The organism is Cellulomonas sp. P5_C5 (assembly GCF_054049655.1).
Genome location: NZ_JBFULY010000006.1, coordinates 13,326 through 37,811 on the forward strand (window position 1 = coordinate 13,326; position 24,486 = coordinate 37,811).

The 24,486-nt window shown below is 74.1% G+C and carries 24 protein-coding genes; 17 read left to right on the top strand and 7 right to left on the bottom strand.

The features are described from left to right. Positions 1-20 precede the first annotated feature (20 nt). From ACXJKF_RS07210 to ACXJKF_RS07235, 6 genes are all read left to right on the top strand, one after another. Positions 21-836, top strand: coding sequence for a tryptophan-rich sensory protein (locus ACXJKF_RS07210; protein WP_456787053.1), 816 nt, complete (start codon positions 21-23; stop codon positions 834-836). A gap of 159 nt (positions 837-995) precedes the next feature. Continuing rightward, complete coding sequence (locus ACXJKF_RS07215; RefSeq protein ID WP_456787054.1) at positions 996-2,300, top strand: SWIM zinc finger family protein; 1,305 nt, start codon at positions 996-998, stop codon at positions 2,298-2,300. Further along, on the top strand, positions 2,297-3,640 hold the full coding sequence (locus ACXJKF_RS07220) for a DUF5691 domain-containing protein (protein ID WP_456787055.1): 1,344 nt from the start codon (positions 2,297-2,299) through the stop codon (positions 3,638-3,640). Before ACXJKF_RS07215 ends, ACXJKF_RS07220 begins: the two co-directional genes overlap by 4 nt. Then, positions 3,637-4,743: an AAA family ATPase gene (locus tag ACXJKF_RS07225; protein ID WP_456787056.1), complete on the top strand. Its 1,107-nt coding sequence runs from the start codon at positions 3,637-3,639 to the stop codon at positions 4,741-4,743. Before ACXJKF_RS07220 ends, ACXJKF_RS07225 begins: the two co-directional genes overlap by 4 nt. Next, positions 4,740-7,046: a DUF5682 family protein gene (locus tag ACXJKF_RS07230; protein WP_456787057.1), complete on the top strand. Its 2,307-nt coding sequence runs from the start codon at positions 4,740-4,742 to the stop codon at positions 7,044-7,046. The genes ACXJKF_RS07225 and ACXJKF_RS07230 overlap by 4 nt, the downstream gene beginning before the upstream one ends. Continuing rightward, positions 7,043-8,209, top strand: coding sequence for a VWA domain-containing protein (locus ACXJKF_RS07235; protein ID WP_456787058.1), 1,167 nt, complete (start codon positions 7,043-7,045; stop codon positions 8,207-8,209). Before ACXJKF_RS07230 ends, ACXJKF_RS07235 begins: the two co-directional genes overlap by 4 nt. Positions 8,210-8,387: 178 nt before the next feature. Here the strand turns inward: ACXJKF_RS07235 and ACXJKF_RS07240 are convergent, their stop codons facing one another. Further along, on the bottom strand, positions 8,388-9,146 hold the full coding sequence (locus tag ACXJKF_RS07240) for a 2-phosphosulfolactate phosphatase (RefSeq protein WP_456787059.1): 759 nt from the start codon (positions 9,144-9,146) through the stop codon (positions 8,388-8,390). A gap of 245 nt (positions 9,147-9,391) precedes the next feature. Between ACXJKF_RS07240 and ACXJKF_RS07245 the strand changes: the two genes are divergently transcribed. The 4 genes from ACXJKF_RS07245 (at position 9,392) to ACXJKF_RS07260 (ending at position 10,988) form a co-directional block, all read left to right on the top strand. Further along, on the top strand, positions 9,392-9,838 hold the full coding sequence (locus ACXJKF_RS07245) for an SRPBCC family protein (protein ID WP_456787060.1): 447 nt from the start codon (positions 9,392-9,394) through the stop codon (positions 9,836-9,838). Further along, positions 9,835-10,170, top strand: a complete 336-nt coding sequence (locus tag ACXJKF_RS07250) for an ArsR/SmtB family transcription factor (protein WP_456787061.1) — start codon at positions 9,835-9,837, stop codon at positions 10,168-10,170. Before ACXJKF_RS07245 ends, ACXJKF_RS07250 begins: the two co-directional genes overlap by 4 nt. 18 nt (positions 10,171-10,188) lie before the next feature. Beyond that, positions 10,189-10,632: an SRPBCC family protein gene (locus ACXJKF_RS07255; RefSeq protein WP_456787062.1), complete on the top strand. Its 444-nt coding sequence runs from the start codon at positions 10,189-10,191 to the stop codon at positions 10,630-10,632. 62 nt (positions 10,633-10,694) lie between these two features. Continuing rightward, the gene (locus ACXJKF_RS07260) at positions 10,695-10,988 is read left to right on the top strand and encodes a DUF1905 domain-containing protein (protein WP_456787063.1); all 294 of its coding nucleotides are present in this window, start codon (positions 10,695-10,697) and stop codon (positions 10,986-10,988) included. Here ACXJKF_RS07260 and ACXJKF_RS07265 read toward each other — a convergent pair. Genes ACXJKF_RS07265 through ACXJKF_RS07275 form a run of 3 tightly spaced genes read right to left on the bottom strand, consistent with a single transcriptional unit; the run spans position 10,954 to position 13,631 of the window. Next, a complete protein-coding gene (locus ACXJKF_RS07265; RefSeq protein ID WP_456787064.1) occupies positions 10,954-12,087 on the bottom strand; it encodes an epoxide hydrolase family protein in 1,134 nt (377 codons plus the stop codon). The genes ACXJKF_RS07260 and ACXJKF_RS07265 overlap by 35 nt on opposite strands. 10 nt (positions 12,088-12,097) lie before the next feature. Next, the gene (locus ACXJKF_RS07270; RefSeq protein WP_456787065.1) at positions 12,098-12,619 is read right to left on the bottom strand and encodes an ATPase; all 522 of its coding nucleotides are present in this window, start codon (positions 12,617-12,619) and stop codon (positions 12,098-12,100) included. Next, a complete protein-coding gene (locus tag ACXJKF_RS07275) occupies positions 12,612-13,631 on the bottom strand; it encodes a LacI family DNA-binding transcriptional regulator (RefSeq protein WP_456787066.1) in 1,020 nt (339 codons plus the stop codon). The genes ACXJKF_RS07270 and ACXJKF_RS07275 overlap by 8 nt, the downstream gene beginning before the upstream one ends. 91 nt (positions 13,632-13,722) lie before the next feature. On the opposite strand from ACXJKF_RS07275, the gene ACXJKF_RS07280 reads away from it, so the two are divergent. The 6 genes from ACXJKF_RS07280 (at position 13,723) to ACXJKF_RS07305 (ending at position 20,360) form a co-directional block, all read left to right on the top strand. Next, positions 13,723-15,636 carry a M3 family metallopeptidase gene (locus ACXJKF_RS07280; protein ID WP_456787067.1) on the top strand — a complete coding sequence of 638 codons (1,914 nt, stop codon included), beginning with the start codon at positions 13,723-13,725 and terminating at the stop codon, positions 15,634-15,636. A gap of 288 nt (positions 15,637-15,924) precedes the next feature. Then, complete coding sequence (locus tag ACXJKF_RS07285) at positions 15,925-17,001, top strand: ABC transporter substrate-binding protein (RefSeq protein WP_456787068.1); 1,077 nt, start codon at positions 15,925-15,927, stop codon at positions 16,999-17,001. Further along, on the top strand, positions 16,998-17,801 hold the full coding sequence (locus ACXJKF_RS07290) for an ABC transporter ATP-binding protein (protein ID WP_456787069.1): 804 nt from the start codon (positions 16,998-17,000) through the stop codon (positions 17,799-17,801). Before ACXJKF_RS07285 ends, ACXJKF_RS07290 begins: the two co-directional genes overlap by 4 nt. Further along, a complete protein-coding gene (locus ACXJKF_RS07295; RefSeq protein ID WP_456787070.1) occupies positions 17,794-18,654 on the top strand; it encodes an ABC transporter permease in 861 nt (286 codons plus the stop codon). The genes ACXJKF_RS07290 and ACXJKF_RS07295 overlap by 8 nt, the downstream gene beginning before the upstream one ends. A 14-nt stretch (positions 18,655-18,668) precedes the next feature. After that, positions 18,669-20,009, top strand: coding sequence for an LLM class flavin-dependent oxidoreductase (locus tag ACXJKF_RS07300; RefSeq protein ID WP_456787071.1), 1,341 nt, complete (start codon positions 18,669-18,671; stop codon positions 20,007-20,009). Between the two features lie 45 nt (positions 20,010-20,054). Then, entirely contained in the window at positions 20,055-20,360 is a 306-nt protein-coding gene (locus ACXJKF_RS07305; protein ID WP_456787072.1) for a hypothetical protein, read from the top strand. A 15-nt stretch (positions 20,361-20,375) separates the two neighbouring features. On the opposite strand, the gene ACXJKF_RS07310 is transcribed toward ACXJKF_RS07305, so the two are convergent. Further along, positions 20,376-21,464, bottom strand: a complete 1,089-nt coding sequence (locus ACXJKF_RS07310) for a serine hydrolase domain-containing protein (RefSeq protein WP_456787073.1) — start codon at positions 21,462-21,464, stop codon at positions 20,376-20,378. A gap of 49 nt (positions 21,465-21,513) precedes the next feature. After that, positions 21,514-21,822: a TFIIB-type zinc ribbon-containing protein gene (locus tag ACXJKF_RS07315; RefSeq protein ID WP_456787074.1), complete on the bottom strand. Its 309-nt coding sequence runs from the start codon at positions 21,820-21,822 to the stop codon at positions 21,514-21,516. 161 nt (positions 21,823-21,983) lie between these two features. On the opposite strand from ACXJKF_RS07315, the gene ACXJKF_RS07320 reads away from it, so the two are divergent. Further along, positions 21,984-22,745, top strand: coding sequence for a DUF2306 domain-containing protein (locus ACXJKF_RS07320; RefSeq protein WP_456787075.1), 762 nt, complete (start codon positions 21,984-21,986; stop codon positions 22,743-22,745). Here the strand turns inward: ACXJKF_RS07320 and ACXJKF_RS07325 are convergent. Then, complete coding sequence (locus ACXJKF_RS07325) at positions 22,636-24,411, bottom strand: alpha/beta fold hydrolase (protein ID WP_456787076.1); 1,776 nt, start codon at positions 24,409-24,411, stop codon at positions 22,636-22,638. The two genes, ACXJKF_RS07320 and ACXJKF_RS07325, sit on opposite strands and share 110 nt — an antisense overlap. Between the last annotated feature and the right edge of the window lie 75 nt (positions 24,412-24,486).

Genomic DNA, 24,486 nt, shown 5'->3' on the forward strand with positions numbered 1-24,486 from the left:
GTGTTGGCACCCTGGAGGGCATGACGACAACACTCACCACGAGCACCACGACCCGGGACCGGGTCCGCCAGGTCACTGTCCTCGTCGGCGCGATCGTCGCCATCGGCGGCGCGGCCGTCGGCTCCGGCGCGTTCGGCGGCCAGCCCATCGCCGACGCCGCCGACGGCGCCCTCTCCGCGACGGCCACCCCGCTGGCCCCCGACACCCCCGCGTTCTCGATCTGGTCGCTGATCTACCTCGGCCTCGGCGTCTTCGCGGTCGTCCAGGCCCTGCCGCGCCAGGGCGCCGACCCCCGCCTGCGGGCCGTGTCGTGGTGGGTGCTGGCGTCCATGCTGCTCAACACCCTGTGGATCGGGGTCGTGCAGGCCGGGTCGGTCGGCGGCAGCGTCGTGGTGATCCTCGCGCTGCTCGCCGTGCTCGCGGTGATCTTCGTGCGGCTCGTCCGGCTCGCGCACACGGGGACCGCGACCTCGCTGATCACCGACGTGACCATCGGGCTCTACCTGGGCTGGGTCAGCGTGGCGACGCTCGCGAACATCGCCGCGTTCCTCACGGTGGCCGACGTCGGCGAGCTGGGCCTGGGCGCGACGGTGTGGTCGGTGATCGTGCTGGTCGCCGGTGCCGCGCTGTCGGTGGCCTACGCGGTGTTCGGCCGGGGGCGTCCGTCGGTGACCGTCCCGGTCGGCCTGGCGATGGCGTGGGGCCTGGCGTGGATCGGCCTCGGTCGCACGAACGGTCCGCTGGTGGACGAGACGGTCGCGACGGCCGCGTTCGTCGCCGCAGCGATCGCGCTGCTCGCCCCGGTGGTCACCGCTCTGACGGCCCGCCGTCGCTGACGACCACGCCATGAGTGACGCGGCAGCCCTCCGTCGCGTCACTCATGGCTCGGTCGACCGGCTTGAGATCGGGGCGCGATCCGCCGATGCGGAGGGCATGCACCCTCGGGTCCCGATCGCGCGCCCGGCACGTCGGACCCCGCCGCTACGGTGACGCCCGTGCCCGTTCGATGGACCGCAGACCAGGTGCTCGCGACCGCGCCCGACGCCGCGTCCGTGGCCGCCGGGCGCAAGCTCGCGGCACCCGGACCCTGGTCGGACACCGGCGTGTCCACCGACCCGCCCGCGCTGTGGGGATCGTGCGCCGGGTCCGGCAAGACGCCGTACCAGACGGTCGTCGACCTGACCGGTCCCGCCTTCAAGTGCTCGTGCCCGAGCCGAAAGTTCCCCTGCAAGCACGCCCTGGGCCTGCTGCTGCTGTGGTCGGCGGGGCACGTCCCCGAGCAGGAGGGCCCGGGCGACGCGGCCGCCGCGTGGCTCGCCGCCCGGGACGACCGCGCGACCAAGGCCGCCACCCGGGCCGAGGCGACGCCCGACCCCGCGGCGGCCGCACGGCGCAGCGCCGCCCGGGCGAGCCGGGTCGGGTCCGGCGTCGAGGAGCTCGACCGGTGGCTCCGCGACGAGGTGCGGACCGGACTGGCCGGGGCGGACCGCGGAGGCTACGGACGCTTCGACGCCGTCGCCGCCAGGCTGGTCGACGCCCAGGCCCCCGGCCTCGCCGGGTCGGTGCGACGCCTCGCGTCGGTCGCCGCGTCGGGCGAGGGGTGGGCGGGGCGCCTCGTCGAGGAGTACGCGCTGCTGCACCTGCTCACCGTCGGGCACCACCGCATCGACGAGCTCCCTCCCGCGCTCGCGGACACGGTGCGCGCGCGCGTCGGCTACCCGGTGCGCGGCGAGGACGTCGTCTCGACGCCGGGGCTGCGGGACCGGTGGGACGTCGTCGGCCTGCGGGACGGGTCCGACGGGCGTCTCACCACCCGCCGCGTGCACCTGCGCGGCGCGACCACCGGCCGCAACGCGTTCGTCCTGTCGTTCGCGGCCGGCAGCCAGCCGCTCGACTCGTCCCTGCTGCCCGGGACGTCGGTCGACGCCGACCTGCACCTGTACCCCGGCTCGTTCCCCGTGCGCGCGGCGGTCGGGACCCGGCACGACGACCCCGCGCCCGCGAGCCGCGACGGTGGCGTCCCCCTGGGCGACCTGGCGGGCACCTGGGCGGCGGCGCTCGCCGACGACCCGTGGCTCACCGAGCTGCCCGTGGTGCTGTCGGGAGTGCGGGCCGTGCCGGGAGCACCGTGGGTGCTGGTCGACGACGACGGCGCAGCGGTGCCCGTCCGTCGCGGCGACCGTCCGTGGCAGCTGCTCGCACTGTCGGGCGGTCGACCGGCCACCGTGTCGGCCGTGCTCACACCCGCGGGGCTGGAGCCCGGTGGCATCAGCACCGACGACGGGTGGGTGACCTGGTGAGCGCCGTGACCTGGGACGACGTCCTGACGGCCGCGCTCCTCGGCACCGACCGGCGGTCGCTCGACCCGGCCGACCTCCCCGACGACCTCGGCGCCGTGGGTGCACGACTACCTGCCACGGACGCGCCCGGCCGGCTGCTCGGTGCGGCGGTCCTGCTCACCACCGCTCGCCGCGCCGGGACCACCGGCGCGCGCACCGAGCGGCCCGCGCCCGAACCCGCTCCGCAGGAGACGGCCGCGGTCGTCGGCGGCGCCGCGCGGGAGCGGCTCGCGGGACTGCTCGCCCGGTCGGACGGCGARGGTGTCGCGCTGCTCACCGAGTGGCTGCACGTCGCGGCGGAGCGCGCCCTGGTCGCGCCGCCGTCGTTGCTCCCGCAGCTGCTCGACCTGGCCGGCCGTCGTCGCGAGCTCGCCCCCGGCGTCCGCGCGGTGCTGGGCGAGCGCGGGCGCTGGCTGGCCTCGTTCGACCCGGCGTGGTCGACGGCGGCCGCGCTCGACGAGCCGCCCGTCCCGAGCCGTCCCGCGCCCGACGAGGCAGCCCTCGACGCCGCACTCGCCGGCCGGTCGTCGGAGGTGCGCGCGACAGCGCTCGACCTGGCCGCGCAGCTGCCCGAGGCGCAGTTCACCGCCGACGTCACGACCAAGGCGCTGGCGAGCCTGTCGCTGACGGGCGGCGCGCTGGCGGTGCACCTGCCCGCCGACGTGTCGCCGCTGCGGTCGCCCGACCCGTTCCCGGCAACCCCGCCGGGCACCGGTGCGGCGGCGTGGCGCCTGCACCAGCTCGTCGCCGCGACGCCGCTGACCGTCTGGGAGCGCACGTTCGGGCTGACGCCCGAGCAGCTCCTCGCGCTGCCGGTGACCGGCGACTACCGCCCGGGGCTGCACCAGTCGTGGCACCTCGCGACCGAGCGCCAGCGGTCGCGCCCGTGGGCCCGGGCCCTGCTGGCGGCGGACCCGGCGTGGGCGCGCACCGGCCTGCTCGCCATCCTCACGCGGGACGACCGTGCCGACGTGGTCGAGCAGTGGTTCCGGTCCGCGGGCAGCCCGGTCCTCCTGGACGCGGCGCTGACCCTCGCGATCCAGGCGATGCCCGGACCGTGGCACCCGCGACTGCGCGACGCCGTGCTTGCGGTCGTCGCCGCGCCCGAGCGCCCCGCCGACGCGCTCGCCGCCCGCGCACGCACGCACCTGACCAGCGCCCTGACCCCCGACGCGCCCACCGAGGACAGGGTCCGCGCCGCCGCCGCCGACCGCACCGACTCACCGCCGTGGCACAGCGCGCTGCTCCACGTCGCCGACCACCTGTTCACCCGCCGCCAGATGCTCGAGGAGCTCCGTTGACCATCGCACCGACACCGCCCCCGACCGCGCTGCTGCGACCGCACGCCGAGCAGGCGTTCGCCCACGAGCTGGCGGCGCTCGCCGCGGTCGACGACCGTCCCCGGCCGCCCGCGTGGCGGCTGTCGCCGTGGGCCGTGGTGACGTACCTGCTCGGTGACGTGCTGCCCGACGGGCAGGTGATCACCCCGAAGTACGTCGGCCCGCGGCGCCTGATCGAGGTCGCGGTCGCCACGCTCGCCACCGACCGGGCCCTGCTGCTGCTCGGTGTCCCGGGGACGGCGAAGACGTGGGTCAGCGAGCACCTCGCCGCGGCGGTCTGCGGTCGCTCGACCCTCCTGGTGCAGGGCACGTCGGGCACCGGCGACGAGGCCGTGCGCTACGGCTGGAACTACGCCCGCCTGCTCGCCGAGGGCCCGTCGGACGCGGCCCTGGTGCGTTCGCCGGTGATGACGGCGATGGAGGACGCCAGCATCGTGCGCATCGAGGAGCTGACGCGCATCCCGTCCGACGTCCAGGACGCCCTCATCACGGTCCTGTCGGAGAAGACGCTGCCCGTCCCGGAGCTGGGCACGGAGGTGCAGGCCGCGAAGGGGTTCAACGTCATCGCGACCGCCAACGACCGCGACCGCGGTGTGAACGAGCTGTCCTCGGCCCTGCGGCGACGGTTCAACACCGTCGTCCTGCCGCTGCCGGCGACGGAGGAGGACGAGGTCGAGATCGTGACCCGTCGCGTCGCGCAGCTGGGCCTCTCGCTCGAGCTGCCGGCCGCACCCGCCGCCGAGGCGGAGATCCGCCGGGTGGTCACCGTCTTCCGCGAGCTGCGCTCGGGGGAGACCACGGACGGCCGCACCAAGGTCAAGTCGCCGTCGGGCACCCTCTCGACCGCCGAGGCGATCTCCGTGCTGACCAACGGCCTGGCTCTGGCCGCCCACTTCGGGGACGGGGTGCTGCGCCCGCACGACGTGGCCGCCGGGATCGTCGGGTCGGTGATCAAGGACCCCGTGGCGGACAAGGCCGTCTGGTTCGAGTACCTCGAGGCGGTCGTGCGCGAGCGCGCCGACTGGCACGAGTTCTACAGCGCGTGCCGCGAGGTCAGCGGGTGACGGACGTCGAGATCCTGGGCATCCGGCACCACGGACCCGGGTCCGCGCGCGCGGTGCTCGCCGCGCTCGAGCGGCTGCAGCCGGACGTCGTCCTGATCGAGGGTCCGGCCGACGCCGACCCGCTGACGTCGTTCGTCGCCGACCCCGGGCTCGAACCGCCCGTCGCTCTGCTCGCCTGGTCGTCCGCGACGCCCGGCCTCGCCTCGTTCTGGCCGATGGCCGTGTTCTCCCCCGAGTGGCAGGCGCTGCGCTGGGCCCACGAGCACGACGTCCCCGTGCGGTTCTGCGACCTGCCGTCCGCCGCCGTCCTCGCCCGACGAGCAGCCGCGCAGTCCCCGGAGGACGAGGTCGCGGTGGACGGGTCGACGACACCCGGCGACGACGCTGGTCCGGCCGCCGACGCTGGCCCGGCCGACGGCGCTGGTCCGGCTGACGACCTGCTCGCCGTGCGTCGCGACCCGCTCGGGGCCCTCGCGCGCGCCGCCGGGTACGACGACGCGGAACGGTGGTGGGAGGACGTGGTCGAGTCGCGGCCGGACGCCCCGACGCCGTTCCCGGCGATCACCGCGGCGATGGCGGAGCTGCGCGCCGCGGCCGGCCCGCTGCCCGCCGACGAGGAGGAGCACGAGGCGGTCCGCGAGGCGTACATGCGCCAGACGATGCGAGCCGCGATGCGCGACGGCGCCGAGCGGGTCGCGGTCGTCTGCGGTGCCTGGCACGCCCCGGCTCTCGACGGGAAGCTGCCCGCGGCCGCCGCCGACGCGCGACTCCTGCGCGGGCTGCCGAAGGTCTCCAGCTCGGTGACGTGGGTGCCGTGGACGTCGTCGCGGCTGGCCGCCGCCTCCGGCTACGGCGCGGGCATCGTCTCGCCCGGCTGGTACCACCACCTGTTCACGGCCCCCGACCACACCGTCGCGCGCTGGCTGACCCGGGTGGCCGGCGTGCTCCGCGCCGAGGACCTGCCTGTGTCGTCGGCCCACGTCATCGAGGGCGTGCGGCTCGCGGAGACGCTCGCAGGGCTCCGGGGCCGTCCTGCCGCCGGTCTCGACGAGGTGCAGGAGGCCACCCGGGCGGTGCTCTGCGACGGCGACGACACGATGCTGGACCTGGTCACGCGCCGGCTCGTCGTCGGTGAGTCGCTCGGGCACGTGCCCGCGACCGTCCCGACGGTCCCGCTCGAAGCCGACCTGCGGGCCACGGCCCGACGGCTGCGGATCGTCCCCGAGGCGCTGGAGCGCACGCTCGAGCTCGACCTGCGCAAGGACACGGACCTGCAGCGCTCGCGGCTCCTGCACCGGCTGCGGCTGCTCGGCATCGACTGGGGGACCGCCGCGCAGGACACGCGGCGCAGCACCGGGACGTTCCGCGAGACGTGGTCGATCCGGTGGGAGCCCGCCCTGTCGGTCGCGATCATCGAGGCCGCCGTGTGGGGGACCACCGTGCCGACCGCGGCCGCGGCAGCCGTCCGGAGCCAGGCGGCCGCTGCGGACCTCGCCGGTCTGACGGGCCTCGTCGCCCAGGTCCTGCTGGCCGACCTGCCCGACGCCGTCCCCCCGCTGCTCGAGGCGTTGCGCGACCGCGCGGCCCGCGAGCTCGACGTCACGCACCTCATGGCGGCGCTGCCGCCGCTCGTGCGGGCGCAGCGGTACTCGGACGTCCGCGGGACCGACGTCGCCGAGCTGGCGCGCGTCGCCGACGCGCTGCTGATCCGGGTGTGCGCCGGGCTGCCCGCGCTGGTGACGGGCATCGACGACGACGCCGCCCGGACGCTGCGGACGTCCGTCGACGCGGTGCACGCGGCCGTGCTGCTGGCGGAGTCCGAGGCCGACACCGCGCGGTGGCTGCAGGCCGTGCACGGGGTCGCCGACCGCGACGACGTGTCCGGCGTGCTGGTCGGACGCGCGGCACGCCTGCTGCGTGACGTCGGCCGGCTGGCTCCCGACGAGGCCGCCCGCCGGCTCGGCCGGGCACTGTCGGTCGGCGCCGACGCCCCCGCGAAGGCCGCCTGGATCGAGGGCTTCCTCGACGGCGGCGGTCTCCTGCTGGCGCGGGACGCCGACCTGCTGGGCCTCCTCGACACCTGGGTGGCGGGGCTGACCGAGCAGGAGTTCACCGACGTGCTGCCCCTGGTCCGGCGGACGTTCGGCTCGTTCGCGCCGCCGGAGCGCCGAGCCGTCGGCGAGGCGGTCCGACGCGGGCCCGGGGTGCGGGCGGTGGACGGCGCGGCGGCGACCGACCTCGACCTCGACCTGGCCCGGCCGGCGCTGCGCACGGTCGCGACGATCCTGGGGGTACCCGCATGAGCACCGTCGACGAGGCGGAGCGGCTGCGTCGCTGGCGCCTGCTGCTGGGCGGCGAGGGCGGCGGCGCTGCGGCCCGCACGCTGTCCACGAGCGACGCGGCCATGGACGCCGCGCTCGCCGCGCTGTACGACCGGCCGCCGCAGGGTGGGAAGCGCCAGGGCGGTCTCGACGGCTCCGCGCCGCGGGTCGCCCGCTGGCTCGGGGACATCCGGACGTACTTCCCGAGCAGCGTCGTGCAGGTCATGCAGCGCGACGCCGTGGACCGGCTCGGCCTGACCCGCCTCCTGCTGGAGCCCGAGCTCCTCGGTGCGGTCGAGCCGGACGTGCACCTCGTCGGCACCCTGCTCTCCCTGAACAAGGTCATGCCCGAGACCACCAAGGCCACCGCCCGGCAGGTGGTCGCGCGGGTGGTCGAGCAGATCGAGCGGCGGATCGCCGACGCCACCCGCTCCGCCGTGACGGGTGCGCTGGACCGCGCGTCCCGCACGCACCGGCCGCGGCCGGCGGACATCGACTGGGACGCCACGATCCGGGCGAACCTGCAGCACTACCTGGCGGAGTACCGCACGGTCGTCCCGCAGCGCCTGGTCGGGCACGCGCGGCGGCAGCACGCCGTGGCGCGCGACGTCATCCTCGCCATCGACCAGTCCGGCTCCATGGCGTCGTCGGTCGTGTACGCCTCGGTGTTCGGGGCCGTGCTGGCGTCGATGCGGTCCCTGAAGACGTCGCTCGTCGTGTTCGACACCACCGTCGTGGACCTGACGGACCAGCTGGCCGACCCGGTCGACGTGCTGTTCGGGACCCAGCTGGGCGGCGGCACGGACATCAACCGGGCGATCGCGTACAGCCAGAGCCTGGTCACACGGCCGACGGACACGCTGTTCGTGCTGATCAGCGACCTGTACGAGGGTGGGGTGCGCGATGAGATGCTCCGCCGGGTCGCGTCCATGACGTCGGCCGGCATCCAGGTCGTCGTGCTGCTGGCACTGTCCGACGACGGTGCGCCGGCGTTCGACCGGGACAACGCGGCCGCGCTCGCGGACCTGGGCGTCCCGGCGTTCGCCTGCACGCCGGACGTGTTCCCGGAGCTGCTCGCCGTCGCGCTGGCCCGCGGCGACGTGGGCGAGTGGGTCCAGCGCCGGGACGCCGCCGCAGCGGGCTGACAGACGCCCACCCCGGCCGGTGTCGAGTTCGCGTGCTGCGCACGTCGCGGGCCCGCCCCGGCGGTCGTGAACGATCGGCCGGTGTCGGGTTCGGGTGCTGCGCACGTCGTCGGACCGCCCGGCGGTCGTGAACGCCCGGCCGGTGTCGGGTTCGGGTGCTGCGACCGTCGCGGGCCCGTCACGCGGTCGTGAACGCCGGGCCGGTGCCGGTGTCGGTCAGCCGTGCGACGGTCCGGGTGGCGTCGTGGTCGACGGCGATCGTGACGTCGTCCGACCAGCCGGCCGACGTCAGCTCGCGACCGCTCGTCGACTCCCGGATCGTCGCCGCCGGGTCGGGGGTCGCCCGCCAGAGCAGGGCGGCTGCACGGGCCTCGACGGAGAGGTCGTCGGCGCGGAGCGCGGCGGCGATCGCCCCTGCGCCGAGCAGGTCCTCGAGGCTCGGGCGCAGGGTCCCGTCGGGCCACCGCTCGCCCGCGGGGACGAGGACGACGTCATGCCGCGGGTTCGCGGCGAGGTGCTCGGACGCGGCACGTGCGACGGCCGACGCGTTGCGGAGGCATCCGGCGACGACCGCGGCGCCGGTGCTCGCCAGACCGTGCGCGACGGTGGCGCCGTTGGGTGACGGGAGGACGAGCCGCCCGCCGCGCAGGTGCGCGAGCGAGGCCGGCGAGAGGCTCAGGCGTCCGTCGCCCCGCGGCCGGGCCAGTGCGGCGCCCAGGTGCGCGGCCAGCGCCTCTGCGCCTGCGGGGTCGCGGTGCGGGTAGGGGTGGACCGCGACGCCCTGCTCGCACGCGACGGTGACGGCGGTGGAGAACGACAGGACATCGACGACGACCACCAAGCTCGGGGGCCCGTCCGGTTCGAGCAGCTGCAACGCGCCGGTCAGCCCCCACTCGAGCCGGACCCGAGCGGGCCGCTGATCGGGGAACGTCGACATCACCGGCCGAGTCTGCCACCGGCCCGACCGGCTGCCGCGTCACGGCGTGGCGACGCGTCCTTGCCGGCACACACGCCCCATGACCTTCTCGATCGGTGGCAGACGTCGAACCCGACATGGGTGCCGTGAACCGGGCCCGGAGCGAGGCCCATGTCGGGTCCGACGGTTCACGCAACCGATGGTTGCGTCGAGACCGTTCACCGGCTATCGTCATGCGCAACCGATCGTTGCAGAAGGAGAAGCTCATGGAGTTCGGAAGCATCGAGCGCGAGATCCACGTCGACGCGTCGCCGGAGGTCGTCTTCGAGGTGGTCAGCAGCCCCGAGCACATCCGGGAGTGGTGGAACGGCGCGGAGACGGACCTGTCACCGACCCCCGGAGCCTCGGCCCGGGTCGAGTGGCCGGGGGGCGACCACGTGGAGCCGCTCACGGTCGTCGACGTCGAYCCGCCGCGACTGTTCTCGTTCCGGTGGATCTTCGACGACGGGACCGAGGGGCCCTCGCTGCTCGTGACGTTCGAGCTCGTCCCGTCCGGCGCAGGCACCCTGCTGCGGATGACGGAGACCGGCTACCGCGAGAAGGGCTGGGAGATCGCGACCCTCGAGGCCGCCTACGCCGACCACGTCCAGGGCTGGGACCGGTTCGTGCCGGCCATCGCGGAGTACGCCGCCGGCCTGGTGTCGACGCCATGAGCGTCGCCGTCGACGACGACCTCTGGTCGGCGATCGGGGACCCGACGCGGCGCCGGATGCTCGACCTCCTGCTCGCCGACGGAGCCGGCACCGCCACCACGCTCAGCGACAGCCTGCCGGTGACGCGGCAGGCCGTGGCCAAGCACCTGGTGGTCCTCGACCGCGTCGGCCTGGTGCACGTCACCCCCGAGGGGCGCGAGCGGCGGTACCGGGTCGACGAGGCACAGCTCGCCCGCGCGGTGGCTCAGCTCGCCGACGTCGGGGCGGCGTGGGACGCGCGACTGCAGCGCATCAAGAGGATCGCCGAGGCGATCGAACGCAGCAAGAAGTAGCGACAGGAGGAGATCGAGATGGTGGACATCATTCATCGGGTGGGCGTGAAGGGTGCGGCCCTGGACGACGTGTACGCGGCGGTGGCGACGGTCGACGGGCTGGCGGGCTGGTGGACGGCCGACACCACGGGTCAGGCCGAGGTCGGCGGCCTGCTGGAGTTCCGGTTCGAGCCGGGTGGCATCGACATGGTCGTGCTCGACCAGGAGCCCGGCCGGAGCGTGCTGTGGGAGGTCGTCGACGGGCCGCCGGAGTGGATCGGGACGACCGTCCGCTGGGAGCTCAAGCAGGAGGGCGAGTACGTGATCGTCCTGTTCGCCCACGAGGGCTGGAAGGAGCAGGTCGAGTTCATGTCCCACTGCAGCACCAAGTGGGCGACGTTCCTCATGAGCCTCAAGCAGCTGGTCGAGACGGGCACCGGGGCACCGGCGCCGGCCGACGTGAAGATCTCCGACTGGCACTGAGAACGACAGAGGCACCCCGGCGACGGGGTGCCTCTGTCGTACCGCGGCGGCATCATGGCGCGATGGAGTTCGAGTTCACGGGCGAGATCATCTACTGGCGCGGGCCGTCGCCGTTCCACTACGTCCCCGTGCCCCCCGACGAGAGCGCCGCGATCAAGGCGGTGTCCGCGGAGGTCACCTACGGGTGGGGGGTCATCCCGGTGCTCGTGACCATCGGCGACACCGAGTGGGAGACGTCGCTGTTCCCGAAGGACGGCCGCTACCTGGTGCCGGTCAAGGACCTGGTCCGCAAGGCCGAGGCCCTGGACCTGGGCGACACCGTCACGGTGCAGCTGGTCCTGGGCGGCCCGCGCTGACCCAGCGGTACGGGCGGAAGAAGTCGCGCAGCTCCTGGGCGTAGACCTCGGGCTCCTCGATCGGCGCGAAGTGGCCGCCGCGCACCGGCTCGGTGACGCGGACGGTGTTGGCGGTGCGGTCGAGCCACGCGCGCGGTGGCTGGACCAGGTCGTGCGGGAAGATCGAGAACCCGGAGGGCACCTCGACGCGGCGGGCGTGCTGCGCGGGCGGGATCGCGGAGTTGGCGTGGTACATCCGCATCGACGAGCCGATGGTCCCGGTGAGCCAGTAGATCGTGATGCTGGTGAGGATGTCGTCGGGGGAGAGGTCGGCGTCGCTCCACGCGTGCAGCTTCTCGACGATCCACGCCGCCAGCCCGGCCGGGGAGTCGGTGAGCCCCACCGCGGCGGTCAGGGGCTTGGTCCGGTGCATCGCGGCGTAGGCACCCTCGCCCGCACCCCAGGTCTGGGCGTCCGCGATGAACGACCGCTCCTCGGGTGCGAGGTCGGCCGGGTCGCCGGTGTAGACCGGGAGCCCGCCGTCCGTGCGGTGCACCGCGACGACGCGGTCGGGGTGGTCGAGCGCGAGGAACCGGCTGACCCCGCTGCCGATGTCCCCGCCCGCCGCACCGAACCGTTCGTAGCCGAGCGCGGTCATCAGCTCCGCCCACAGTCCCGCGACGCCCACGACGTCGAGCGGCGGACCGTCGGAGTACCCGAACCCCGGCATGTCCGGGACGACGACGTCGAACGCGTCCGCGGGATCCGCCGGGTCGGTGAGCAGCGAGATCACCTTGCTGTACCGCCAGAACGAGTCCGGCCACCCGTGCGTCAGGACGAGCGGCAGGGCGTCCGGACGTCCGGCGCGAGCGTGCACGACGTGGATCCGACGGTCGCCCAGCGGCACGTGGAACCGGGGGTGCCGGGAGAGCGCGGCCTCCTGCGCGGGCCAGTCGAACCCGTCGGCCCAGTAGGCGACGAGCTCCCGGAGGTAGGCGAGGTCCGTGCCCAGCGACCAGCCGGCATCCTCGGGCGACTCCGGCCACCGCGTCGCGCGCAACCGTGCGCGCAGGTCCTCGATGGCCTCGGGGGTGGTCGGCGAGCGGAAGGGCTCCGGCATGCGACCCACCCTAGGGACGGCCGCTGACACCCCACCCGAGCAGGGCGGCGATCTCCCGGGCGATCTCGGCGGGCTCGCGTCCGTCCGTGGCCACGCGCGGCATCCAGGACGGCGTGTCGGCGGTGAGCCGGTGGGCGGCGCGCGCGGACCGCTCGACGTGCGCGGCGAGCTCGGCGCCGGACTCCCGACCGGCCAGCCGGGCGCCGACCACGTCGTCGGACGCGGTGAGCAGCACGCCGGTGATCGCGGGCTCGTCGCCCATCGCCGCCGCCAGCTCGTCGGCCTCCAGCACCGACACGGTGTTCGTGTAGATCAGCCGTCGGTACCCGAGCTCGCGGTAGTTCGCCCAGACCGCCGCGAGGTTGCGCATGCTCAGCCGGTGCTCCCAGGGCGCGGGCCACGCCAGGTCCAGGGTGTCGCCCTCGACGACCGCGTGCTGCACCTCGGCATCCCGCAGGAGCGCGTGCAGGGCGTGCGCCACCGACGACTTGCCGACGCCGGAGCGTCCGCCGATGACAAGGAGCTCAGACATGAGGTGCGCGAGCCGTCGACCCGCGCACGACGAGCTCCGGCGCGAACAGCTGCTCCACCCGCGACGGCTTCTCCCCGCGCATCTCGGCCAGGAGGGCGTCGACGGCGGCGCGGCAGATCGCGTCGACGGGCTGCCGGACGGTGGTGAGCGGCGGGTCGGCGAACGCCACGAGCAGGGAGTCGTCGTACCCGAGCACGGACACGTCCTGCGGCACGCGCAGCCCGTTCGAGCGGGCGGCGCGGATGGCGCCGAGAGCCATGAGGTCGGAGCCGCAGACGATCGCGGTGTGCCCGGAGTCGAGGAGGTCGGTGGCCGCGGCCTGCCCGCCCTCGGCGGTGTACAGCGACGAGCTGACGTGAACCTGGCCATCGCTGTCGTCGGAGAGCCCGTGCCGCGCGAGGGCAGCGCCGAACGCGGCGACCTTGCGACGGGTGGGCACGAACCGGTCGGGGCCGATGGCCAGCCCGATGCGCCGGTGGCCGAGCGCGACGAGGTGGTCGACGGACGCGTCGATCGCGGCCTCGTCGTCGGTGGAGACGAAGGGGGCGTCGATCTCGGCGTTGTAGCCGTTGACCAGCACGATCGGGACGCCGGAGTTCCGCAGCCGCTGGTAGCGCCCGAGGTTGGCCTGCTTGTCGGCGTGCAGGCCGGAGACGAACACGATGCCGTTCACGGCGTGGTCCAGCAGCACCTCGACGTACCGGTCCTCGGACGTCCCGCCGGGGGACTGCGTGCAGAGCAGCGGCGTGAACCGTTCCTCGGAGAGGCGCTGCTCGATGGCGTCGACGAACGCGGGGAACACCGGGTTGGTCAGCTCCGGCACGACGAGGCCGACCAGACCCACCGACTTGGTGGTCAGGGAGGCGGGCCGCTCGTAGCCGAGCAGGTCGAGCGCGGCGAGCACCGCCTGGCGGGTGGYGCCGGAGACGCCGGGCCGGCCGTTGAGCACGCGGGAGACGGTCGCCGTGCTCACCTGCGCCTGTTGCGCGATGTCGGCCAGCCGGGTCTGCACCCGTCGAGCCTACGAGTCCGCGGTGCCGGAGCCGGGCGCCTCGCCACAAAGGGGTCGCACGAGTCCCGGGGGCTGCGGTTATCGTCGGCTCATGCCGACCTCCTTCCCCGCCGACGCCGCCGCCTGGCCGGCCTTCCTCACCACCACCGTGGACGCGTCGCTCGACGACGCCCGCGCACTGCTGGCCCGGCTGAAGGACGGCACGCCGCGCTCGACGACGGAGGTCCTCGGGCTCTGGAACGACGCGGACATCGCGATCGCGACGGGGTCCGCCGCCGCGCACCTGCTGGCGGAGGTGCACCCGGACGCGGACCTGCGGGCAGCCGCCGAGGAGCGCGCACAGGCCGCGGAGGACCTGGTCACGGAGCGCGGCCTCGACCACGAGCTGTGGCAGGTCCTGGCCGCGACGGACGCCGACGGGCTCGAGCCCGGGGCCGCCCGGGTGCGCGAGCACGTGCTGCGCGACTTCCGCCGCGCGGGCGTCGACCGCTCGGAGGCGGACCGCGACCGGCTGCGGGCGCTCGCGCAGCGGTGCACCGAGCTCGGCCTGGAGTTCTCCCGGAACATCCGCGACGGGGTGCGCAGCGTGCAGGTGCGGCCCGAGCAGCTGGACGGGCTGCCCGACGACTTCCGCGCGGAGCACCCCGCGGGCGAGGACGGGCTGGTCACCCTGACCACCGAGTACCCGGACCTGCTGCCGGTCCGCACGTACGCGACGGACCCGTCGGTCCGGCTGGCGCTGACCAGCGAGCACCAGCGCATCGGGTGGCCGGCCAACGAGCCGATCCTCGCGGAGCTGCTCCGGCTGCGCGCCGAGCGGGCCACCCTGCTGGGCTACCCGGACTGGCCGACGTACGACGCCGAGGTCAAGATGATCGGCTCCGGTCAGGCGATCGCGGACCTGGTGGACCGCCTGGACGCGCTGACCGCTGCTCCGGCGGCCCGCGACGTCGACGTCATGCTCGCGCGGTACCGCCAGGACGTGCCCCACGCGTCCGCCGTCACCGCCGCGGACAACCTCTACTACGACCAGGTCATCAAGAACGAGCAGTACGACGTCGACTCCCGCGAGGTCCGCGAGTACTTCCGGTACGAGACCGTGAAGCCGGGCGTGCTGGACGTGGTCTCGCGGCTGTTCGGGATCGAGCTGCGGCCGGTCGACGCACCCACCTGGCACGAGGACGTCGAGGTCTACGACGTCACCGACGAGGGCCGGGCCATCGGCCGCGTGTACCTCGACATGCACCCGCGGCCGGGGAAGTTCAACCACGCCGCGCAGTTCCCGCTGGTGCCGGGCATCGCGGGCCGCTCGCTGCCCGAGGGGTCGCTGGTCTGCAACTTCCCGACCGGTCTGATGGAGCACGACGACGTGCTGACGTTCTTCCACGAGCTGGGCCACCTGGTGCACGAGGTGCTGGGCGGCAACCAGCCGTGGGCGATGTTCACGGGGGTCGCCACCGAGTGGGACTTCGTCGAGGCGCCCAGCCAGCTGCTCGAGGAGTGGGGCTGGGACGCGGGGGTGCTCGGGTCCTTCGCGACGAACGCCGCCGGCGAGCCGATCCCGGCCGCCCTCGTCGAGCGGATGCGCCGCGCGGACGCGTTCGGGCGCGGCGCGTGGACCCGTCGCCAGCTCAACTACACGGCCCTGTCGTACGGCCTGCACGCCGACCCGCCCGCCGACCTGGCCGCGTACACCGCGGACGTCGACGCCCGCTTCGGTCCGTACACGCCCATCGCGGAGACCCATCAGTACGCCGGGTTCGGGCACCTCGACGGGTACGGGTCCGCGTACTACACGTACCTCTGGAGCCTGATCATCGCGAAGGACCTGCGCACGGGGTTCGCGTCCGGGCTCATGGACCCGGTCGTCGGTCGCCGGTACCGCGACGCCATCCTCGCGCCCGGAGGCACGGCGGACGCCGCCGAGCTGGTGGAGCGGTTCCTGGGCCGGCCGTCGTCGTTCGAGGCGTTCGCGGCGTGGCTGGCGGAGGGCACGGCCGCCTGACGGACTCACCGTCCCAGTAGGTGGACTAAGTCGACCGACACAGTGGGGTATTACTACCGTCACACCATGACCTCCACGACGCCGCTCGTCGGCCACGCCACGTCGCCCCGCGACGTCGCCTGGTCGACCGCGTGTTGTCGTCGCGTGATGTGCTCCGGCCGGTAGAACCCGCCGCACGCACCCCCGCCCGGCCCGGTCACCCCGCGCCGCGGCCCCTGATCGCCACCCCTCCCTGACCGCGTCGGCACATGCCGGCGGGGCGCTGCTGCCTACCCCCCGGAGACCTCTGTGTCCTTGTCGACCCCACCCCCGACCCGCCGCCGCCTCGCGTCCCTCGCGGCGCTTCTCACGGCCGTCGTCGCCTTCGCCACCGGCTGCGCCGCCGCCGCCGCACCCGCCGACCCCGAGGCGCCGGTGACGCTCCGCTACCAGGGCAACGCCGGCCAGGTGACCCTCCCCGAGCTTGCCGACGACCTCGGCTACCTCGACGACGTGACCCTGGAGTGGGTGGGCGACACCACCAGCGGCCCGCAGGACATCCAGTCGGCCGCGACCGGGCAGACCGACTTCGGCGGCGCGTTCAACGGCGCCATCGCGAAGCTCGTCGCCGCGGGCTCCCCGATCACGTCGGTCATCGGCTACTACGGGTCCGACGACGTCGCGTTCAACGGCTACTACGTGCTCGAGGGCAGCCCGATCCGCTCCGCGCAGGACCTCGTCGGCAAGAAGATCGGCATGAACACCCTCGGCGCGCACCACGAGTTCGTCGTCCGGGAGTGGCTGGCGCAGGAGGGTCTGAGCAAGGACGAGATCGCGTCGGTGCAGCTCGTCGTGGTGCCGCCCGTGTCCACCGAGCAGGCACTGCGTGAGGGGCAGATCGACGTCGGCACCCTCGGCGGCGTGTTCCGGGACAGCGCCCTGGAGCGCGGCGGGCTGCACGAGCTGTTCACGGACACGTCGCTGTACGGCGAGTTCACGTACGGCTCCTACGTCTTCCGGGACGACTTCATCGCGAAGAACCCGGCCGCCGTCGCGGACTTCGTGCAGGGCGTCGCCCGCGCGATCCGCTGGACGCAGACCAACCCGCGCGAGGTGGTCATCGACCGGTTCGAGTCGATCATCGAGGGCCGCGACCGCGAGGAGAACACCGAGCTGGTGCAGTTCTGGAAGAGCGCCGGCGTGGCCGGTCCCGGTGGGGTCATCGACCCGAAGGAGATCTCCCTCTGGGTGGACTGGCTGGTCCGCGAGGGCACGCTGGAGGAAGGGCAGCTCGACCCCGAGGACCTCTACACCAACAAGGACAACCCCTACAGCAACGGCACGTACGACCCGGCCAGCGGCCCGGACGGCGAGGCCGTCTCATGACCGCGGCGCTCGTGCTCGACGGCGTGCGCAAGGACTTCGTCGTCCGCGACGCCGGACGCAGCGCCCGGTTCACCGCGGTGCAGGACCTCGACCTCGAGGTGCCCGACGGGCAGTTCCTCGCGATCGTCGGGCCCAGTGGCTGCGGCAAGTCGACGCTGCTCGACCTCGTCGCGGGACTGACGACGCCGACCAGCGGGCAGATCCTGCTGCACGGCGCGCCGGTCACCGGCCCGGCCACCGACCGCGCCGTGGTGTTCCAGCAGTACGCGCTGCTGCCCTGGCGGACCGCCCGCAAGAACGTCGAGCTGGGGCTGGAGTCCGTCGGCGTCCCGCGCCGGCAACGGGCACGGCTGGCCGACGAGCACCTCGACCTGGTCGGCCTGACCGGGTTCGCGGACCGGTACCCGCACGAGCTGTCGGGCGGCATGAAGCAGCGCGTGGCCATCGCCCGGGCGCTCGCGGTGGACCCGCGGGTGCTGCTCATGGACGAGCCGTTCGCGGCCCTCGACGCCCAGACCCGTGAGTCCCTGCAGGACGAGCTCCTGCGGATCTGGCGGGCCACCGGCAAGACGGTCGTGTTCATCACGCACGGCATCGACGAGGCCGTCTACCTCGGTCAGCGGGTCGCGGTCATGTCGCCGCGGCCCGGGCGGATCAGCGACCTCATCGACATCGACCTCGACCCGGTCCCGGGCGAGGACGTCCGCTCCGACCCGGCGTTCGGTCGCCTCCGGCACCGCGTGTGGTCCTCTCTCCAGCAGATCGAAGATCGGTCGGAAACAGAGGTTGCCCATGTCTAGCTCGACGCTCGAGAAGCCCACCCTCGACCCGGCGCCGGAGGACTACCGCCGCCGTGCCGGACTGACCGTCGACGAGCAGCGACCGGCCCGGGTGCTGCCGCTGCTCGGCAAGATCCTGCGCGGCAGCGCCGCGATCCTGCTGTTCGCGGCCCTGTGGGAGATCGCMCCCCGGGTCGGGCTGGTCGACCAGGTCTTCCTGCCGCCGCTCAGCACATCGCTCGGCGCGCTCGCGGACCTGGCCGGCAGCGGGCAGCTCACCGAGCACCTCCGGGCCAGCCTGACCCGGGCGCTCGTCGGCCTGACCATCGCGATCGCGACGGCCATCCCGCTGGGCGCGCTCATCGGGCGCTCCGCGGGGGTCGCCCGCTTCCTCAACCCCGTCCTGGAGCTGTTCCGGAACACCGCCGCCCTGGCCCTGCTGCCGGTGTTCGTGCTGATCCTGGGCATCGGGGAGACGTCGAAGATCGCGCTGGTGGTCTACGCCTGCTTCTTCCCGGTGCTGCTCAGCACGATCACGGGCGTCCGCACGGTGGACCCGCTGCTGCTCAAGTCCGCGCGGTCGCTCGGCCTGCGCCCGCTCCAGCTGTTCACCAAGGTCACGCTCCCGGCGGCGGTGCCGACGATCTTCACCGGCGTCCGGATGGCCGGTGCCGCGTCGATCCTCGTGCTGGTCGCCGCGGAGATGGTCGGTGCCCGGGCGGGCCTCGGCTACCTGGTGACGGCCGCGCAGCAGAACTTCCAGATCCCCGCCATGTACGCCGGGATCATCACGATCGCGCTCGTCGGCCTCGCGATCAACGCCGTCCTCCTGCTCGCCGAGCGCCGCCTGTCGCGCTGGCGCCCGACCACCTGAACCTGGAGCCCACCATGACCCGCACGCTGCATCTCAACGCCTTCCTCATGGGCGTCGGCCACCACGAGGCGGCCTGGCGTCACCCGCGCGTCGACCCGGCCCGCGCGCTCGACGTGGCGCACTACGTCGAGCTCGGCCGGACCGCCGAGCGCGGCCGCCTGGACTCGGTGTTCTTCGCCGACGGGCTGGCCGTCGGACCGAACGTGGCGCGCAACACCCAGGCGGTGTTCGAGCCGATCACGCTCCTGACCGCCATCGCCGGGGCGACGAGCCACGTCGGCCTCATCGCGACGGCGTCCACCAGCTACTACGAGCCGTACCTCCTGGCCCGCGCGTTCGCGTCGCTCGACCGCATCAGCGGCGGTCGCGCCGGCTGGAACATCGTCACCTCCGGGACCGACGCGGAGGCCGCCAACTTCGGCCTCGACAAGGTCCGCGCCCACGCCGACCGCTACGGGCGGGCGACGGAGTTCCTCGACGTCGCCCTGGCGCTCTGGGACTCGTGGGAGGACGACGCGATCCGGCTCGACCCGGCCAGCGGCGTGTTCGCCGACGCCTCCAAGGTGCACCGTGCCGACCACGTGGGCGAGCACTTCCGGGTGGCCGGCCCGCTGAACGTCCCCGGCTCGCCGCAGGGACGGCCGGTGCTGGTCCAGGCCGGCTCGTCCGAGGCGGGCAAGGCCTTCGCCGCGCAGTACGCCGAGGCCGTGTTCACCGCGCAGCGCACGCTCGCCGACGGGCAGGCGTTCTACGCGGACCTCAAGGGGCGGCTCGCCGCGTACGGCCGCCGGCCGGAGGACCTGGCCGTCCTGCCGGGCATCGTCCCGTTCATCGCGCCGACCACGGCCGAGGCCCGCGCCCTGGAGCAGGAGTTCACCGACCTGATCTCGCCCGACTACGCCCTGCGCCAGCTGTCCGGGATGCTCGGTGTCGACCTCACCGACCACCCGCTGGACGCACCTCTGCCACCGATCCCGCCCGTCGACTCCATCGAGGGCAACAAGAGCCGGTACCAGCTGGTCCGGGACCTGGCCGAGGGGGAGAACCTGACCGTCCGCGAGCTCATCGGGCGGCTGGGCGGGGGTCGCGGGCACCGCACGTTCGCGGGCACCCCGACCGAGGTCGCCGACGAGATCCAGACCTGGTTCGAGCAGGGAGCCGCGGACGGCTTCAACATCATGCCGCCGTACCTGCCGGGCGGTCTCGACGTGTTCGTCGACACCGTCGTGCCGATCCTGCAGGAGCGCGGGCTGTTCCGGCGCGAGTACGAGGGGTCGACCCTGCGCGAGAACCTCGGCCTGCACCCGCACGTCAACCGGCACACGATCCCGGTGGCCGAACGCGCGGTGGGCTGACCCCGGACGGGGCACGATGGGCCCATCCCACCGAGAGGACCCGTCGTGCCCCGCACCGTCCAGCTCCGCCGCTACTACGTCAAGCCCGACCTCGTCGAGGAGTTCCTGGCGTGGTGGACGACCTCGCTCGCGCCCGCCCGGCCCGCGTTCGGGTTCACGATCGAGTCCGCGTACTTCAACCGGGAGTCCCGCGAGTTCACGTGGGCGGTGAGCGCCGAGGGGGACGCGGACGAGTTCCGGCGGCTGGAGCAGGTCTGGATGGCGTCACCCGAGCGGGCGGCCCTGTTCGAGGGGCTCGACGACGGCTGGCACGACTCGACCGTGATCGCGCTCGTGGAGCAGCTCGTCTGAGAGCGCTCGCCCCCGTCACGCCGTCGAGAACGCCGCCACCCAGAAGTCGGTGAACACCGGCGTCGGCTGCGGCGCGGTCCACGCGTCGGTGGTGAGCAGGATCGCGATCGTGTCCGTCACCGGGTCCGTCCACCAGGTCGACCCGAGCCCACCGTCCCACCCGTAGGTGCCGGCGTGCCGACCGTCGGGGAGGTCGGCGACGCAGACCCCGATGCCCAGGCCCCAGCCCTCACCGCCGTCCGGGTCGTGCGCGCCGCCTGCGGCCGTGACCATCCGGGTGACGGTGGCGGGTGCCAGGACCGGTCCGCCGCCCGCACGGAGCGTGCGGGCGAACGCGTGCAGGTCCGCGACGGTCGACACCAGCCCGGAGGCGGCGTCCGGGAACGCGGGCGGCGACGCCCACTGCCCGTCGGCCTCGTCGTACACGTCGGGGCCGAGCCAGTGCGCACCGAACCGTCCGAGCCGGTCGGGCGGGACGTGGAAGCCGGTGTCGGTCATGCCCAGCGGGTCGAGCAGGCGGTCCGCCAGCAGCTCCGGCAGGGGCCGGCCGGCCGCACGAGCGACGAGGACCCCGAGCACCTGCGCACCGGTGTTGTAGAGCCACCGGGCACCCGGCTGGTGGGACAGCGGCACGCTCCCGACGACGCGCATCCACTCGTCGGGCCCGGGGGACGCCTGCGGTGCGGGTGGTCCGACGGGCAGCCCCTGCTCCGCGAGCGCACCGAGCACGGTGCCGGGGAACGGGCCGCTGAAGTCCATGCCCAGGCCCAGCCGGAACCCCAGCACGTCGCGCACGGTGATCGGGCGGTCGGCGGGGACGGTGTCGTCGATCGGGCCGTCGGGGTCCCGCAGCACGCGCCGGTTCGCGAGTTCCGGCAGCAGCGCGTCCACGGGGTCGTCCAGGCGCAGGAGCCCGTCGTCGACGAGGCTCATCGCGAGCGTCGCGACCACCGGCTTGGTCACCGACGAGATGCGGAACAGCGAGTCCGGGGTGCTGATCCCCGCCGCTCCGGAGCGGACCTCCCCGCCACGGTCCACGAGCCACGCGGCACCGTGCACCTCACCCGACCCGACCCTGCGCTCGACCACCGTCCGCACGTCCATGCGGGTCACTCTGCCCTGCGGGTCTGACAGGGCGACCTGACCCGAGAGATCAGTCGAACAGGTCGTCGAGGAAGCTGCGCTTCTTCTTCTTCTTGTAGTAGTCGTCGCGGTCGCCACCGCGATACCGGTCGTCCTCGCGGTACCGGTCGTCGGGGTAGCGGGCGGGCGGCGGTGCCGCGGCCGGTGCCGGGGCCGCCGGGCGCGTGCCGTAGTACGAGGCCTCGGCGTCGGTGAGCTTCTCCAGCTCGCCGCGGTCGAGGAAGATCCCGCGGCAGCCGGTGCACTGGTCGATGGTCACGCCGTTGCGCTCGTACGCGCGCATGTCCGAGCCGCACTTGGGGCAGACGAGCGGGTTCATGGGGTCTCCGTCCGGATGGGGTGGCCGTCGAGGGGTGAACGACCGGACGCCGTGCAGGGTTTCCGGATCGGCCGATCGGTCGAGCGCGCGACGGACGAAGAGCCGATGTCCCCGTGGCGCCGGGGCAGCAGGCTCGACGCAGGACGACGTGAGGAGAACAAGTGCCCAGGCACGCGTGGCGGATCCCCGCCGGACTGATCCTGCTCAGCCTGGTCCCGATGCTGGCCGGCGGCATCCGGCTCGCGGAGCTCAGCAGCGACCCGGCGGTGACACCCGCCAACGAGCGCTTCGTGACCATGCCGGTGCCCGTGGTGGTCCACATCGTGTGCGCCACGGTGTTCCTGCTGCTCGGCGCGTTCCAGTTCCACCCGGGGCTGCGCCGTCGGCGGCCCCGCTGGCACCGGACGGCCGGACGCGTGGTGGCGCCGGCGGGGGTCCTCGCGGCGCTGGCGGGGCTGTGGATGGCGGTCTTCACCGACCTGCCCGCGGGCGACGGTCCGCTGCTGATGTGGTTCCGGCTGGTGTTCGGCAGCGCGATGGTCGCGTTCCTCGTGCTCGGCGTCGTCGCCATCCGTCGGCGGGACGTCGTCACGCACAGCGCGTGGGTGACCCGCGGCTACGCGATCGGGCAGGGTGCGGGCACGCAGGCGCTGATCTTCGCGCCGTGGACGCTGGTCATCGGCGCACCCAGCGAGACCGTGCGGGCCCTGCTCATGGGTGCGGCGTGGATGATCAACCTCGCGTTCGCGGAGTGGGTCATCCGGCGACGGCGCCTGACCGGGCGGCGGACCGCCCGGTCAGGACACCCGGTCGTCAGGACCGCGGGAGCGCCCCCGGCAGCGGCGGCACCACCGGCGGCAGCGGTCGCGCCGGAGCGGTCCGCCGCGACTGCGGACCCTCGTCGGAGCCCAGCGGCTCCGTGAACGGCTGCACGTCACCGGTGCACACGGTCCCGGCCGCGGGCGTCGCGCCCGTGATCAGGTAGGCGTCCACCGTGTCGGTCACGCACGCCGAGGTGCCGTACGCCGTGTGGCCCCACGAGTCGCTCGACAGGAGGCTGCTCCGGGGCAGCAGCGCGGCTGCGGCCACGGCCCCGTCGTAGTTCGTCGCCGGGTCCCAGTAGTTGCCGACGACGAGCACCGGGGCGGAGGTCCGGCGGGTGAACGGACCGGTGTAGGCGTCCTCGTCGCGCACCGTCCAGGTCGACGACGCGCACGGTGCCGAGGCCCACGTCCACAGCGGTCCGAAGCCCGGTGCGGCCGCGTCGGCGGCGGCGGACGCCGGGACCCAGTCCTCCGCGTTCGCCGGGTTCAGCCCGTCGGTGCACAGCACGCTCTGGAACGCCTCGGGCGAGTTGTCGTACGGCCACCCGGCGGCGGCGGGGCGTGGTGCGTCGTGCCGCCCGTGGAACGCCTCGTACCGGCCCACGAACGCCGCACGGGCGGCGCTCAGGTCGGCGTCGGTGGGGTTCTGGAGGCTGTGCACGTAGACCAGGTCCTGGTCCACCCAGCTCGGACCCTCCRGCGCGTAGAGGTCGCTCAGGAGCTGCCCGACCAGCACGGGGTACGTGATCTCGAACAGCGGCGCTCCCGTCTCGTCCGGGACCACGATCGGGTTCTCCTTGATCGACGCGACGATCTCCGCGTACACGGTTGCCGGGTCGCCGAGGCCGGCGAGGAGGCAGAACTCCGGGCCTGCGGCCGCGCACCGGGCCAGCGTCTCGTCCAGGGCCTTCGACGCGCCCTCGCCCGACTTCAGCCGCTGGGTCTGCGGGATGCTCGCGTTCTCGGGCGTCCCGGCCCAGGCCAGCGGGTCGAGCACGCCGTCGATGACGACGGCCCGCACGCGGTCCGGGAACAGGTTCGCGTAGACGTTGCCCAGGTACGTGCCGTAGGAGAAGCCCAGGTACGTCAGCTTCTTGTCGCCCACCATGCGGCGCAGGACGTCCATGTCGCGCGCGACCTCCGCGGTCGACATCGAGCCGGACAGCGGCGGGCCCGCGACGGAGCAGGCGGCACCGAACGTCTTCGCCGACGCGACGTACGCACCGGTCTCGGCGTCACCGACCGGGAACGGCACGTTCAGGCCGGCCAGGGCGTCGGCCTGGTCGCCCAGGTGGCGGAAGCACTTCACGTTGCTGCTGAAGTTGGTGCCGCGGGGGTCGACGCCGACGACGTCGAACCGCTCGAGCAGCGCCGGCGACAGGAAGTACGACGCGGCCGCGGCGATCTGCACCCCGGACCCGCCCGGCCCGCCGGGGTTGATGAACAGGGTGCCGATCTTGCGCGACGGGTCCGCGACCGAGAGCCGCAGCAGCGCGACCTCGGTCGAGGCCTTGCGCGGCTGGTCGTAGTCGAGCGGCAGCTGGACGGTGCCGCACTCGGTGCGCTCCCCGAACGCGCTGCTGCAGTCGAACCACTGCGGGTCGGGCACCGGCACGCGGTCGACCCGGGCGGCCTCCGCGCGTGCCGTGCGGTCGGTGCGGTCGGACGACGGCGTGGCGCCGGCGGTGGAGCCCAGCGTGACGGTCAGTGCGAGAGCTCCGAGAAGTGCTCCCCACCTGCGGACATGGCGATGTGCAGCAGTCATGCGTCCCCCTGCGTGTGCGTCCCCCGGCCGGTCGCCCCCTGCGCCCGGTCCGGCCTGGACGCGCCTCACCCTGCC